Below are 14,476 nucleotides of genomic sequence, written 5' to 3' on the forward strand. Positions count from 1 at the left end.
GGGGCATTTTTGTGCTCCCCCGTAGACTACCGGCATGGTAATTCGCACAGAGCGCAATCCTCGGGAGGAGCAGCTGGTAGCAGCGCTGCGCGCCGTCTTTGACGCCTCTGTGATGAATTACGGTTCTTACAATCTGATCTACGCAGAGAACATCTTCGGCAGGGAGGAACATCCGGAGCTCCTGGTGGCCAAATCCGGGGGCCCCTCCGCGGAACTCTCCGCTCAGGAGGCCGTGGAGTCGGCCAGGCACCTGCTGGTCGGGTACCGGCGGGAGCCTGCTGAACTGGTCCTGTGCCCCATCGACCCGGCCGCTTTGTTGCCCCTGGCCGATGCGGATGGGGCAATCTCGCCGCGCGTGCCAGTGCTGGTGAACCTCACCAATCTGGCGGGAATGGCCTCCGAGGACACTACGGTGGAAATCGCCCTCTCCACAGGACGTCGGGTCAAGTTGGACATCCAGGTCTTCGTCACCTTCAGTCAGATTCCAGGCGTGCCGCTGCATCAGGACCTCGATGTGGAGGACTTCTACACGTTCCTCGACCACTTCATGGACGTCGTCGAACGTAAGAGCGCCTGAGACCAAGATCACCGCGAGTATGATTAGCGCGAACCTGCCAGTGGTGCTAATGTAGTGTGTCGTTGCCCACCGGCTGGGCGACTTTCTTTGTGTCTTTGTTCTGCTGAGTCAGGGCCTCTAGCTCAACTGGCAGAGCATCAGACTCTTAATCTGCAGGTTGCGGGTTCAAGTCCCGCGGGGCCCACGGAACAAGGAGCACAAAGAGGAAAGCCGCTGGTCCTGACGATCGGCGGCTTTTCTGTTTGAAGGGCTGAGTCCCGCCGATCTGGCGTGGATTCGCGACTAAGGGCAAAGACACGGTACTGTTGTCCGGTCCGTGTGCCGGCGCAGAAGTCAACTGCCCGGGAGTGCATGGTCGTCACGGGATGTAGTTCAGTTTGGTAGAGCGCTCGCTTTGGGAGCGAGAGGTCGCAGGTTCAAATCCTGTCATCCCGACAGTGTCTGGAGCCGGTCGCGCGCAGCGGCCGGGAGTTCCGGCCTAAAGCGTCAGGCACCTGTTGTATTCCGACAGGCAGCTCTGGCCTTCGTACAACGTCAAGTTTTGCAATCGCAGCAACAGGAGCCCATACGTGGTCAAGAGCACCGTCGAAGAACTGAACCCGACTCGAGTCAAGCTCACCGTAGAGGTGTCCGGCGAGGAGCTCGAGCCCAAGATTAAAGCGGCTTACAAGAGCATCGCCAATCAGGTTCAGATTCCAGGCTTCCGCAAGGGCAAGGTTCCTGCCCCCATCATCGACCAGCGTTTCGGCCGCGAAGCTGTGATCCAGCAGGCCATCAACGATGGACTCCAGGAGTTCTACCAGCAGGGCCTGGCCGAAGCGGAGATCACCCCGCTCTCTCGGCCTGAGGTTGAGGTGGAGGAGATCCCGGATGTCGAGACCAACGAAGGAACGCTGAAGTTTTCCGGGGAGCTCGACGTCAAACCCAGCGTGGAGTTGCCTGACTACTCGGGCCTCGAGGTAGAGGTTGAAGCGGTCGAGGCTGATGACGAGGCGGTCCAGGAGGAGCTCGACGCCCTCCGCTCACGCTTCGGAACACTCAAGGACGTGGAACGCCCCGCCACTACTGATGACTTCGTCACGATCGACCTCACCGCCACGATCGGTGATGAGGAAGTCGACAACGCCACCGGCCTGAGCTATCAGGTGGGTGCCGGCACCATGCTGGAGGGGCTCGACGAGGCGCTCGAAGGTCTGTCCGCTGGCGAAGACGCCACCTTCAACACCACCCTGGCAGGTGGCGAGCACTCCGGTGAAGAGGCCACCGCGAAGGTGACACTTACTGCGGTGAAGGAGCGCGAACTTCCAGAAGCCGACGATGACTTCGCCCAGATGGCCTCCGAGTTCGACACTATCGACGAGCTCAAAGACGATCTGCGCAGCAAGGCGGCTTCGACAGTCCTGGAGAAGCAGGGCGTCGAAGCTCGAGACAAAGTCCTCGAGAAGCTGATGAGCCTGGTCGAGGTCCCGGTTCCGGAGTCTGTGATCGAGGAGCAGATCAGCCAGCACTTCAGCTCCCAGGGTCACAGTGAAGGCGACTCACACGACACCGACGACCACCGCTCAGAGATCCGCGAACAGACCGAAGAGGCCTTCCGCAACGAGATCGTCCTCGATCTTATTGCGGAAAAGGAAGAGATCGGTGTGGAGCAGGGCGAGATCATTGAGTACATCGTGGCCACGGCCCAGCAGTACGGCATGGAGCCCAACCAGTTCGCTCAGATGCTGGACCAGGCTGGCCAGGTGCCGATGATCATGGGCGAGGTCCGCCGTCGCAAAGCCCTGGCCAAGGTTCTGGAACTGGCCAAAGTCACCGATTCCGCCGGAGAGACGGTGGATCTCACGGAGTTCGTCACCCCCGCCGAAGAACAAGAGGCTGAGGAGGCAGCGGCGGAGGAGACCGGCTCCGCCGACCCGGCCGAGGCTGAGTCAGCAGAGACCGCTGAGGATGACACCGAGTCCAAGTAGGCTCGCACTTGTGCAAAGCGCCCCGTCCCACAGCTGGACCGGGGCGCTTTGCATGTCTGCCGCCGGGACCGGTGGTGAGCCATTGGCGAACAGTGGAGCGGGAGCGGTGGCGTCGTCGCCGCTCTCCAGTAATGTCGTAGCCGAACCAGTCATAGACGTATGGAGGAACTTGATGTCTGAGCAGCTGCCCACCGCCTCGAGCGTGGATCCGGCATCGCAGGAGAACTACATCTATAACCGGCTCCTGAAGGAGCGGATCATCTGGCTGGGGTCGGAGGTGCGCGATGACAACGCCAACACCTTGTGTTCCCAAATGCTGCTCCTCTCGGCCGAGGACCCTGAGCGGGACATCTACCTCTATATCAACTCCCCAGGCGGATCAGTCACCGCTGGGATGGCCATCTATGACACGATGCAGTTCATCCCTAACGATGTGGTGACCGTTGCTACCGGATTGGCCGCTTCCATGGGCCAGTTCCTGCTCTCCTCTGGAACACCGGGCAAACGCTTTGCGACCCCTAACGCCCGAATCCTGATGCATCAGCCCTCCGGAGGCATCGGTGGCACGGAGTCCGACGTGCGCATCCAGGCGGAATTGATCAAGCACATGAAGCAGGTCATGGCCGAGCTGACCGCTGAACAGACCGGGCAGACGGTGGAGACGATTCTCAATGACAATGCTCGCGACAAGTGGTTCACCTCAGAACAGGGCCTGGAGTACGGGTTCTTCGACAAGATTGCCCAGCGCTCCTCGACCGTCTCCGGCGGCGGGGGAGTCTGAGCAGCAACGACGCGGCGGAACACCAGGACTTCACAGGAGACTTTGATATGAATTTTGAAGCACGCTACATTCTTCCCTCGTTCGAGGAGCGGACCCCCTACGGTTTCAAGCGTCAAGACCCGTACGCCAAGCTCTTTGAGGACCGGATCGTCTTCTTGGGCGCCCAGGTGGACGACGCCAGCGCCGACGACATTATGGCCCAGCTCCTGGTCTTGGAGTCGATGGACTCAGAGCGGGACATCACGCTGTACATCAACTCCCCGGGTGGCTCATTCACCGCCATGACAGCCATCTACGACACCATGCAGTTCATTAGGCCTCATGTGCAGACGGTCTGCCTCGGGCAGGCCGCCTCAGCGGCAGCTGTGCTGCTGGCAGCCGGAACTCCCGGCAAGCGGTTGGCGCTGCCCAACGCGCGCGTGCTGATTCACCAGCCGGCCATGGGCGGAGCCAGGGGCACGGCCACAGACCTCGCCATTCAGGCTGACGAGATTCGCCGCATCAGGACGTGGATGGAAGACGTCCTGGCCCAGCACACGAATAAGACCCCGGAGCAGATCAAGGAAGACATTGATCGCGACAAGTTCCTTTCCGCTGAGGGCGCCAAGGAATACGGTCTCGTGGACGAAGTGCTGAGTTCGCGCAAGCTCCCCGTCTGAGCGTCTCCAGAGCGGCAGGGCCCTGCGGTCTCGTGGCGGTTTCGGGGCAGGTCCGTGTTCTGAAGTACCCTTGAGGGAGTCCCACAATGAACTGTACGGTGAGAGGTTTGCCCACACATGGCCCGAATAGGTGAGAGCTCGGACTTGTTGAAGTGCTCTTTCTGCGGCAAGTCCCAGAAGCAGGTGCGGTACAAGCTGATCGCGGGCCCTGGAGTCTACATCTGTGACGAGTGCATCGAGCTGTGCAACGAGATCATTGATGAGTACCTGAATGAGGTGCAGGAGACCTCTGAGGTGGAGTTGCCGACTCCCAAAGAGATCAAGGACTTCCTCGACGAGTACGTGGTTGGCCAGGACAAGGCCAAACGATCGCTGGCCGTGGCCGTGCACAACCATTACAAACGCATCCAGGCCACCGGATCGGCCTCGAAGACAGCGTCCTTAGAAAAGGGGCCGTTCGATGAGGTGGAGATCGGCAAGTCCAACATCCTCATGGTGGGCCCTACCGGATCAGGCAAGACCTACTTGGCACAGTCCCTGGCCAGGAAGCTGCAGGTGCCGTTCATCGTTGCCGATGCCACCAGCCTCACTGAGGCGGGATATGTGGGCGAGGACGTCGAGAATATTCTGCTCAAGCTGATTCAGGCCGCCGACGGGGACGTCAAGAAAGCCGAACAGGGCATCGTCTACATTGATGAGATTGACAAGATCTCCCGCAAGTCGGAGAATCCCTCGATCACCCGTGACGTCTCCGGGGAGGGCGTGCAGCAGGCGCTGCTGAAGATCCTAGAGGGCACCACCGCGTCGGTGGCACCACAGGGAGGGCGTAAGCACCCGCAGCAGGAGTTCATACAAATCGACACCTCAAATGTTCTGTTCATCGTCGCGGGTGCATTTGCTGGGCTGGAGGACATCATCGAGTCACGCGCCGGCCGGAAGGGAATCGGATTTGGGGCACCACTGTCCACCATCATGCCTGGTGAGGCCAGTTATGCGGATGTGGAACCGGAGGACCTGCACAAGTTCGGGCTGATTCCTGAGTTCATCGGCCGCCTGCCGGTGGTAGCCACTGTGGAGGAACTCGATGAGGCGGCGCTGCGGGACATACTCAGCAAACCCAGAAACGCGCTGCTGAAGCAGTACCAGAAGATGTTCGCCATCGACGATGTGGAACTGGAATTCGACGATGACGCCATCAAAGCCGTCGTCGAGCTCGCTCAGCTGCGGGGCACCGGCGCTCGTGGTCTGCGCTCGATTCTGGAGAATGTACTCAACCCGATGATGTTCGACCTGCCCGGTCGGGATGACATCGCTGCCGTCACCATCACCGGAGCAGTCGTACGAGAGGGCGCCGAGCCCCTATTGACAACACGCGACGAGGCCAAGAAACTGCGCAAGAAATCCGCATAGCCTTTCCTCTGGGAGTTCACAGCAATTCCTGAGCCACTGTTTCGGAAGTGTAATAGAAATGTACTTCCGTTTATCTGCAACTGGTACTACTGTTCACTCCAAGGGACGTGACGCGTGTCACCCAAACAGGGGGTGTGGTACTGGTGAAAGCACGATCAGCAGGGGCGGCTGCGGCCGCAGCAGTTCTGCTCTTGTCAGGGTGCGGAGGTGAGGACGAAGTCCCCACACTCACCTGGTACATCAACCCCGACGACGGCGGCCAAGAGGCGTTGGCCCAACAGTGCACGGAAGAGGCCGACGGGGCCTACCAAATTCAAACGTCCCTCTTGCCCATGGACGCTCCCGCCCAACGCGAGCAGCTCGCCCGCAGACTCGCCGCGGGTGATTCCTCCCTGGACATCATGAGCATCGATCCACCCTTCATCCCAGAGCTCGCCACACCAGGTTTCCTCGCTCCGGTGCCCGATGATGTGGCTGAGCGCACGACTGAGGACACGCTGGAGGGGGCACTGGCAGGTGCCATGTGGGAGGACGAGCTGGTGACGGTGCCGTTCTGGGCTAACACGCAGATCCTCTGGTATCGCGAATCAGTGGTTGAGGAGGCCGGACTTGATATGGACGAGCCGGTGACCTGGGAACAGATTATTGATGTGGCTGCCGAGGAAGAGAAATACCTAGGGATCCAAGGCGTCCGTGAGGAATCCATGACGGTTTGGGTCAACGCCCTCGTGGAGTCTCAGGATGAATCCATCCTCGTCGACCCCTCAGCCACAGCTGAGGAACTGGAAACCAACCTCGATTCTGAAGCCGGGGCGAACGCCGCAAGAATCATCTCCCGCATTGGTGAGGAAGGCCTCGGGGGACCCGGCGTCGCATCCATGGATGAGAACCAGTCCATGCTGCTGTTCCAGCGTGACGACGGCTCCTTCATGGTCAACTGGCCCTTCGTCTGGGCTGCCATCAATGCCGCAGCAGAAGAAGGCAACATTGACGCTGATATCCCCGACGACATCGGATGGGCGCTCTACCCTCGTGTGGACGCCGACACTCCAGCCGCGCCTCCGCTGGGAGGCATCAACCTCGGCGTCGGGGCCGAATCGGAGCATCCGGAGTTGGCCTACGAGGCGATTGAATGCATTGTCACACCAGACAATCAGGCCGAGTATTTTGTGACAAACGGCAACCCTCCCTCCGCGGAATCAGCTTTCGACGACTCTCGAGTGGAGGAGGAGTTCCCAATGGCCGATGTGATCCGTGACGCACTCGACAGCGCGGCGCCCCGCCCGCAGACCCCCTACTACAACGAAATATCCGAGTCCATTCAGGGCCAGTTCACTCCGCTCTCGGGTGTCGATGAGGACACCACACCGGCACTGACTGACACCTACATTGTGGAAGTCCTGCGAGGGGAGCGACTGCTGTGACCGCCATCCCAAGAAGCACCAAGGACCAAGGGCGTTCGTCCAAGAAACCGCGCAAATCCGACCGCACCAAAGCGGAGATCAGGCTTGGCTGGCTCCTGGCAGGTCCGGCGTTCTTCGTGATGATGGCGGTCACCGCTTACCCGATAGCTCAGGCCACCTTCGACTCGCTCTTCTCCTTCCGCCTCACCGCCCCGGATGAGCGCTCGTTCGTCTTCCTGGACAACTACCTGCTGCTGTTCACTGACGGAGTGTTTTGGCGGATCTTCGGGGTCACCCTACTGATCACTGTCGTGACGGTTGCCGTGGAGCTGGTGCTGGGGTTCGCCCTGGCGCTGGTGATGCACCGGGCGCTGAAGTCTCTGCGCGGCATTCTCCGAACCGCGATCCTGGTGCCCTACGGCATCATCACGGTAGTTTCCGCGTTCGCCTGGTTCTACATGTTCGACATCAACTCCGGCTTCGTCAACAGTTGGTTCAGCTGGGTCCCTGGCATTGATGCCGACCTCGATTGGTTCTCCAACTTCGGCACTGCGGTGACCGTCATTATGGCATCGGAGATCTGGAAGACCACCCCGTTCATCGCCCTGCTGCTGCTGGCCGGTCTCGCCCAAGTCCCCGACGAGCTGGTCGAGGCAGCCCGGGTCGACGGTGCCACCAAAGTTCAGCAGTTCACCCGTGTCATCATTCCTAATATGAAGGCCGCGATTATGGTCGCCGTGCTGTTCCGCGCGCTGGACGCCTTCCGCATCTTCGACAACGTCTTCATCATGACTGCTGGTGATGCCAATACAGAAGTGCTGGCCCTGCTGGCCTACCGCCAGTCGATCTCCCGCCTCGAGATAGGACTCGGCTCCGCGGTCTCTGTGGTCCTGTTCATCTGTGTGCTGCTGATGTGCGTGTTGGCTGTGAAGGGATTCCGAGTGGATCTCGCCAGTGGGACTGACACATCCGGCAAGAAAGAAGGGGGGAAGTGATGGCCGGGTCAAAGGGCCTCACCGGCCGGCAGAAGCTTGGATGGGCAGTGGTTTCAGTCTTGGTCCTGGTCTACGCTCTCTTTCCGGTGACTGCCATCTTCGCCAACAGTTTCAAGACACAGGCCGATCTGGGGAACCCGACCTTCTGGCCCGCCAACTGGACCTTCACGCACTACGAGATGATTTTCGTAGGCAGTGCCCAGGAACTGTTCCTGACCTCATTGCGCAACAGCATCGGCATCACCCTGATCGCCACGTTCATCGCAGTGGTGCTGGCGACCCTGTGTGCTTACGCCATAGCCCGGCTGAATTTCCCAGGCAAACGCGTCATCCTCGGGGCAGCCCTAGCGGTGTCCATCTTCCCAGTCATCTCGGTAGTGACCCCACTGTTCAACCTGTGGCGCACCATCGGGCTCTACGACACTTGGTTGGGTCTCATCATCCCCTACCTGTCACTGACCCTCCCGATCTCCATCTGGACCCTCTCGGCATTCTTCCGACAAATTCCCTGGGAGCTGGAGCAGGCAGCTCAAGTGGACGGAGCCACCCAGTGGCAAGCCTTCCGCAAGGCGATCATCCCACTGGCAGCACCAGGTGTGTTCACCACTGCTATCCTCGCCTTCTTCATCGCCTGGAACGACTTCGTGTACGGAATATCGCTGACCTCTACCGAGGCTGCGCGGCCAGTGCCGGCTGCGCTGGCGTTCTTCCAAGGCGCGAGCCAGTTCGAGGAACCCACCGGCGCAATCTCGGCCGCGGCGATCGTGGTGACCATCCCCGTCGTCATACTCGTGCTGCTGTTCCAGCGGCGTATCGTCTCCGGCCTGACCCAGGGCGCGGTCAAGGGCTAGGGCTGTCAACGGCCAAGGAAAGGAAACCACTCATGGCATCGATCACGATGAAGAATATCGTCAAGGAGTACGACGACGGCTTCCCAGCGGTCAACGACATCTCCATAGATATAGAGGACGGGGAGTTCGTCATCCTTGTGGGCCCCTCAGGCTGTGGAAAGTCCACCCTGCTGCGTATGATCGTGGGGTTGGAGGACATCACCGCAGGGGACATGCTCATCGACGGTGAGCGAGTCAATGAGAAGCCTCCGCGCGAACGGAACCTGGCGATGGTTTTTCAGAACTATGCGCTCTACCCGCATCTGACGGTCTATGAGAACATCGCCTTTCCCATGCGGTTGGCGAAAGGACAGTTCAGCGAAGCCGATGTGGAGGAGAAGGTCCAGAAGGCGGCCGGAATGTTGGAGCTCACAGAGCATCTGGACCGCAAGCCCGCGAACCTCTCCGGTGGTCAGCGTCAACGCGTTGCGATGGGTCGAGCCATCGTTCGCGAGGCCAATGCTTTCCTCTTCGACGAACCGCTGAGTAACCTAGACGCCAAGCTTCGCGGTCAGATGCGAGCCGAAATTTCGCAGCTGCAGCGCACGCTCAACACCACCAGCGTGTACGTCACTCACGATCAGACCGAGGCGATGACGCTCGGCGACCGTGTCGCGGTGCTTAAGAAAGGACTTCTTCAGCAGATCGCTTCGCCTAGAGAACTCTATGAGCAGCCAGCCAACCTCTTCGTGGCGGGCTTCATCGGCGCGCCTTCCATGAACTTCCTTCCCGGTACGGTCGAGACCAGTTCCACCGGATCAATGAGCCTGAACACCCCGTTGGGACAGATCGAGCTGCCCGAACATATTGCGGCCGCAGGTAAAGGCAGAGACATCGTGCTGGCCGGCATCCGTCCAGAGTTCTTCGCGGAGGCTTCCACAGTGGATGAGAGCAAGCGCGGTCGCGGATCTGTGTTTACAGCGGAATTGACCCACGTGGAGTGGCTGGGCAACGAGCAGTACGGGTACATCAGCTACGAAAACGACCCAAGGGTCGTCGATACGCTGCAGGACCTGGCACACGATATGGACGCCGACGACCTGCGCACCCAGCTGGTGGTAGCTCTGGAGGCCATGTCGCGGGTCCGCGGAGGAGATTCCACGGATCTGTGGGTCGACACCCGACGAATCCATCTGTTCGACCCCGCCACGGGGGAGAACCTCACCCGCGACGAAGAGGCCGGCGCAGAGCTTACCCGCCTAGCTGCGGAGGATCGTAAGCGTGAGCGGGAAAGGTCCGCCGCCGGAGCCTAGTGACTGCGTAGCCCCACCGCCGCACAGATGCGGTTCTACCCGCCGTCTGTGAAAGTGCATTGAGCCGAACCGGGGGCGCGCAGCCTTCAATGGGGTGCTAAGTTGGCCTCGGCACCCGTTTCTCCCCTCATGTGAAGGAGTCCCGCAATGAGCAACATTCCCGGAGACCTGAAATACAGCGCCGAGCACGAGTGGATCGCCGCAGCTGAAGCTGACGGCGTGGTCCGCATCGGCATCACGGATTTCGCGCAGGATGCGCTGGGTGAAGTGGTGTATGTGGAACATCCGGAAGTGGGTAGCACTGTCGCAGCCGGAGACGTTGTGGGTGAGGTGGAGTCGACTAAGTCGGTGTCTGACATCTATGCCCCGGTAGCTGGTGAGATCACTGCCGTGAATGAGGCTCTTGATGAGGAGCCGCAGGCCATCAATTCCGATCCCTACGGCGCTGGTTGGCTCTTCGAAGTCAAACTCGCAGCGGGTTCCGAGACCGACAACCTGCTCAGCGCAGAGGACTATACGCAGCAGGTGGGCTGAACCCGCATACTGTTATATAGTTGTTATCCTCACTTCGGTCCTGGCCCTACGGGAGTACCGTTGGCATTCAAGGGTGCAACCGCACCGCCCCATGCACAGAAAGGAGGGCCCGGTGACTGAGCAGCACGACGAGCAGCAGCCCCTCCCGGAAAGCGCTTCGGAGACGACCTCCGTCGCTTTGCCGCCGGCCCAGTCAGGCCCGCTGGAGGCCAACCTCTCTGAGCAGGACATCGCGGCTATCAGCGCGCTGCCGAAGAGTTCGGCTCTGCTGATTGCACACACTGGAGCGAACCAGGGCGCGCGTTTTCTGCTGGACAAGGATGAGATTACTGTCGGGCGCCACCCGGAAGCAGACATCTTTCTCGATGATGTGACGGTCTCCCGGCGACATGTGAGGATCCTCCGGCGTGAGGCTGGTTTCGAAGTCGTGGATCTCGGCAGCCTCAACGGCACCTACGTCAACCATGACCGTGTAGACCGCTATAAGCTCACCACTAGTGACGAAGTTCAGGTCGGCAAGTTCCGCCTCACTTTTTACTCCGGAGGCAGCTGAACCCTCCGGGGAGTGCCAAATGACCGATCTTCAGTGCGACCCACGTTATTCTGAGGCTGACTTCTTTCCTTCCCCTGAACCTGAAAGAGGATGCGCCCGTGAGTGCAACACCTGCTCGACAGCCTAAACCGGCTGCGAAGGCCGGGCCAGCAGACACCCATGTCTTCACCATCTCGGAAGTGCTGCGCGAACTGCAGCTCGAGTTTCCGGACCTTTCGGCCTCTAAACTGAGGTTCCTCGAGGAACGAGACCTGGTGGAACCGGCGAGGACCCAATCCGGCTACCGCAAGTACTCAGCATCAGACGTGGAGCGCCTGCGCTTCATCCTTGCCCTGCAGCGCGACCGCTACATGCCCCTGGACGTCATCAAACAGACGATGGACGCCATTGATGTCGGGGAAAAGCCGGAGGCGCTCCCAGAGTCAGCGCCTGTGGGCCCTCGAGAGGTCACGGGGGAGATGGCCGCCCAGATCACTGGGCGCAGCCGTCCGATGAGCCGAAAGGAACTGCGGGCGCTCTCCGGTGCCACGCGAGGCATGCTGGACACTCTCGAGAAGTTCCGCATCATCTCCGCGGATGCTCAAGGCAACTACAGCCATCACGACCTCAAAGCCGTCAAGGCCGTCCGTGTGCTCGCCCGCTACGGCCTGGAGCCTAAACACCTGGTGACACTGCGCCGCTCCGCAGACACTGAGCTGGACCTGATCGGCCGCGCTATGGCACCACAGGCTGCCCGCAAGGATGCGGCTGCCCGTGCCAGAGTGGCTGAGTCCTCTAAGGAGATGCTGCAGTGTCTCAAAGAGCTGCGCGCCTCCATCATGGACGCTGCCGTGGAAAGAATCGATCGCCGATAGGAAATTGAGGGTCCACCCGCCGGCCCTTCCGGCATACACTGGAACTATGGATGACCCGCAGGTGGAGCTAGAGGTGGTGGGCGTTCGGGTGGAACTGCCCAACAACCAGCCTGTCCTCATACTGCGCGGTGTCGAGCCCGGCACCGAGAACTTTCATGTGGCTGTGGTGGTCGGTCCGGCCGAGGCTGCCGCCGTGGCCAGGGCACTGCAGGGGGAGGTGCCACCACGTCCTATGACGCACGACCTGCTCACCAGCGTTCTGGAGAGTTTCGGCCGCGGCATAGCAGGTGTTGAGATCAGACTTCTGGATATGAGCACTTACGCCGGTTACGTGAGGCTCAACAGCGGCAATACCGTCGACGCGCGCGCCTCCGACGCCATCGCCGTGGCTGTGCGGGCCCAGTGCCCAGTCACCATGGCCCGCACCACGCTGGAGGCGGTCTCGGTGACTCCCCGTTACAAGTCCTCGTCGAACGATCCTCAGCCGGGAGGAAGCTCTGAGGCCCAACAGCTTGCTGATCGCGGCCCCATCTCAGAGGATGAGATCCGCGAGTTTGAGAAATTCCTCTCAGAGGCTGACCCCGAAGACTTCGACAGGTCATGAGACACGCCGAGACTGAGCGCTCCTGTCCCCACATCCCGACGTGGCGCGGATAGACTGGTCATAATCATCCGATTCTACGTGACGCACATCACCAGAGAGGTGCCTGAGTGAAGGACCAACGCGCTGAACTGCCGCGCACCCGCCACCACTCCCGCCCCGCGGCTCAGGACACCCTGTTCGACGACGGTCTGCCTGCGCTGGAGGAGGACATGGGGTACCGGGGACCGGTGGCGTGCTCGGCCGCTGGCATCACCTACCGCCAACTTGACTACTGGGCACGGACCAAACTTGTTGAGCCCTCCCTGCGCAACGCCTCCGGCTCCGGTTCGGCGCGGCTCTACTCATTCCGTGACGTTCTGGTGCTGAAGGTGGTCAAGCGCCTGTTGGACACCGGGGTATCCCTGCAGCAGATTCGTGCGGCTATTGAGCACTTGCGTGAGCGCGGAGTTGAGGACCTGGCAGAAATCACCCTGATGTCAGACGGCGCCAGCGTCTACGAGTGCACTTCCACCGAGGAGGTCATTGACCTGGTCCAGGGTGGACAGGGAGTATTTGGAATCGCAGTGGGTCGGGTGTGGCGCGAGGTGGAAGGAAGTCTTGCGGAACTGCCTCGGGAGCGCAGCGAAACCCCCGATGGTGATGACAAAGCATCGGTCCCGGCCGCCCAGGGCCACGCAGTGGACGAGCTCTCCCAATTAAGAGCCAAGCGTCAGCAGGCTTCCTAACCCTCAGGACCGTTAGGCTGAATTCACTGCACTGTCATCACTACTGGGAAGGTCTGCGTCGGTGATTCTGATAGTCGTAAAGTTCCCCGTGAAGCCCTCGCACGCCGAGCACTGGCCGGAGATCGTCCGGGACTTCACTGAAGCCACCAGAGCTGAGCCGGGCAACAAGTTTTTCGAGTGGTCTCGCAGCCTGGACGACCCCCACGAGTACGTGCTGGTAGAGGGATTCGATGACGACGCCGCCGAGGCCCACGTCACCTCCGCACACTTCCAGGCGGCGATCTCGCCCCACGGCCCTATGCATAATGCCCTCGCCGCCACCCCGCGCATCATCTCCCACACGATTGACGCCGAGGGATGGGACGAGATGGGCGAGATGAAAGTCTCCTGACCGTCAAGCAGTCTCCCAACCGTGGCACAGGGTCTCCTGTGCCCCACTCTTGAGCATTAGGATGGAACCGTGCAGATTCTCAGTGTGTCCAGTCTGAAAGGCGGGGTCGGCAAGACCTCGGTCACCATGGGTTTGGCGTCAGCGGCCCTCCACCGCGGAGTCAAGACTCTCGTCATTGACCTCGACCCGCACGCAGACGCCACCACAGGACTAAACGTGTCGCGGGGTGTCGGACGCGAGGCAGGTCAGCTGCTTAAAGAGTCCCGCAAGGCCAAAGTATCCGACCATGTCGTCCGCTCCGGGTGGGTGGACCTGATGGACGCCGAGCAGCAGAAAGATGCTGTGCTCGACGTCGTCGTCGGCTCGGCGCTCTCGGCCACCTTCGACCGCCCCGATATTCGCCCACGGGACATGAAGCGGCTGAAGAGTCTGCTCGACGGGGTCAGTGAGTACGACTTGGTGCTTGTAGACTGCCCGCCCTCGCTCTCCGGGCTGACCAGGATTGCCTGGGCAGCCTCCCATCAAGTGCTGCTCGTCGCCGAACCCTCCTTGTTCTCCGTCGCCGGCACCGAACGCACCATGCGCGCCATCCGCTTGTTCGCCAATGAGTTTGCGCCCCAGCTGACCCAGGCAGGGGTCGTCGTGAACCGCGCCCGAGCCGATTCCCCCGAGCATGAGTACCGCCTGCTGGAGATGGAGCGGCTCTACTCAGATAAGCTCCTGCTTCCGGTGCTGGAGGAGAACCCGCACTGGCAACAGATCCAAGGAGCCGCGTACCCGGTTCACCAATGGCCCGGTGACCAAGTGCGGGACATGGCAAAGAGCTTCGATGAGATTCTCAAACAGCTGCTTCCGGCCAAGAGCCGCACCTCGTGAGCCC

At 60.8% G+C, this 14,476-nt stretch carries 16 protein-coding genes and 2 tRNA genes; all 18 read left to right on the forward strand.

Annotated elements, in window-relative coordinates; translation table 11 throughout:
- Positions 1 to 34 precede the first annotated feature (34 nt).
- Positions 35 to 577, forward strand: a complete 543-nt coding sequence (locus D3250_RS09150; RefSeq protein ID WP_119903099.1) for a hypothetical protein — start codon at positions 35 to 37, stop codon at positions 575 to 577.
- 111 nt (positions 578 to 688) lie between these two features.
- Positions 689 to 761 (forward strand) — tRNA-Lys (locus D3250_RS09155).
- A gap of 177 nt (positions 762 to 938) precedes the next feature.
- Positions 939 to 1,012 (forward strand) — tRNA-Pro (locus tag D3250_RS09160).
- Positions 1,013 to 1,146: 134 nt separating this feature from the next.
- A complete protein-coding gene (tig, locus tag D3250_RS09165) occupies positions 1,147 to 2,544 on the forward strand; it encodes a trigger factor (protein WP_119903100.1) in 1,398 nt (465 codons plus the stop codon).
- Between the two features lie 172 nt (positions 2,545 to 2,716).
- A complete protein-coding gene (locus D3250_RS09170; protein ID WP_119903101.1) occupies positions 2,717 to 3,325 on the forward strand; it encodes an ATP-dependent Clp protease proteolytic subunit in 609 nt (202 codons plus the stop codon).
- 47 nt (positions 3,326 to 3,372) lie between these two features.
- Positions 3,373 to 3,984 carry an ATP-dependent Clp protease proteolytic subunit gene (locus D3250_RS09175; RefSeq protein WP_119903102.1) on the forward strand — a complete coding sequence of 204 codons (612 nt, stop codon included), beginning with the start codon at positions 3,373 to 3,375 and terminating at the stop codon, positions 3,982 to 3,984.
- Between the two features lie 117 nt (positions 3,985 to 4,101).
- A complete protein-coding gene (gene clpX, locus D3250_RS09180) occupies positions 4,102 to 5,394 on the forward strand; it encodes an ATP-dependent Clp protease ATP-binding subunit ClpX (RefSeq protein ID WP_119903103.1) in 1,293 nt (430 codons plus the stop codon).
- Positions 5,395 to 5,537: 143 nt separating this feature from the next.
- Entirely contained in the window at positions 5,538 to 6,818 is a 1,281-nt protein-coding gene (locus D3250_RS09185; protein ID WP_192892595.1) for an extracellular solute-binding protein, read from the forward strand.
- 5 nt (positions 6,819 to 6,823) lie between these two features.
- Entirely contained in the window at positions 6,824 to 7,792 is a 969-nt protein-coding gene (locus D3250_RS09190) for a carbohydrate ABC transporter permease (RefSeq protein ID WP_192892602.1), read from the forward strand.
- Positions 7,792 to 8,643: a carbohydrate ABC transporter permease gene (locus D3250_RS09195; RefSeq protein WP_119903106.1), complete on the forward strand. Its 852-nt coding sequence runs from the start codon at positions 7,792 to 7,794 to the stop codon at positions 8,641 to 8,643. Before D3250_RS09190 ends, D3250_RS09195 begins: the two co-directional genes overlap by 1 nt.
- Positions 8,644 to 8,675: 32 nt before the next feature.
- Positions 8,676 to 9,935, forward strand: coding sequence for an ABC transporter ATP-binding protein (locus D3250_RS09200; protein WP_119903107.1), 1,260 nt, complete (start codon positions 8,676 to 8,678; stop codon positions 9,933 to 9,935).
- Between the two features lie 147 nt (positions 9,936 to 10,082).
- Entirely contained in the window at positions 10,083 to 10,469 is a 387-nt protein-coding gene (gene gcvH, locus D3250_RS09205; protein ID WP_119903108.1) for a glycine cleavage system protein GcvH, read from the forward strand.
- A 91-nt stretch (positions 10,470 to 10,560) separates the two neighbouring features.
- Positions 10,561 to 11,022, forward strand: a complete 462-nt coding sequence (locus D3250_RS09210) for an FHA domain-containing protein (protein ID WP_119903109.1) — start codon at positions 10,561 to 10,563, stop codon at positions 11,020 to 11,022.
- A gap of 98 nt (positions 11,023 to 11,120) precedes the next feature.
- Positions 11,121 to 11,876 (forward strand): transcriptional regulator FtsR, encoded by a 756-nt coding sequence (gene ftsR, locus D3250_RS09215; RefSeq protein ID WP_119903110.1) that lies wholly within the window; start codon positions 11,121 to 11,123, stop codon positions 11,874 to 11,876.
- Positions 11,877 to 11,922: 46 nt separating this feature from the next.
- Positions 11,923 to 12,480, forward strand: a complete 558-nt coding sequence (locus tag D3250_RS09220; protein WP_158583117.1) for a bifunctional nuclease family protein — start codon at positions 11,923 to 11,925, stop codon at positions 12,478 to 12,480.
- Between the two features lie 107 nt (positions 12,481 to 12,587).
- Positions 12,588 to 13,205: a MerR family transcriptional regulator gene (locus D3250_RS09225; RefSeq protein WP_438830144.1), complete on the forward strand. Its 618-nt coding sequence runs from the start codon at positions 12,588 to 12,590 to the stop codon at positions 13,203 to 13,205.
- Positions 13,206 to 13,266: 61 nt separating this feature from the next.
- Positions 13,267 to 13,596, forward strand: coding sequence for a putative quinol monooxygenase (locus tag D3250_RS09230; protein ID WP_119903112.1), 330 nt, complete (start codon positions 13,267 to 13,269; stop codon positions 13,594 to 13,596).
- 69 nt (positions 13,597 to 13,665) lie between these two features.
- Complete coding sequence (locus tag D3250_RS09235) at positions 13,666 to 14,472, forward strand: ParA family protein (RefSeq protein ID WP_119903113.1); 807 nt, start codon at positions 13,666 to 13,668, stop codon at positions 14,470 to 14,472.
- The last annotated feature ends 4 nt before the right edge of the window (positions 14,473 to 14,476 follow it).

Source organism: Nesterenkonia natronophila, assembly GCF_003595215.1.
Lineage (GTDB): Bacteria > Actinomycetota > Actinomycetes > Actinomycetales > Micrococcaceae > Nesterenkonia > Nesterenkonia natronophila.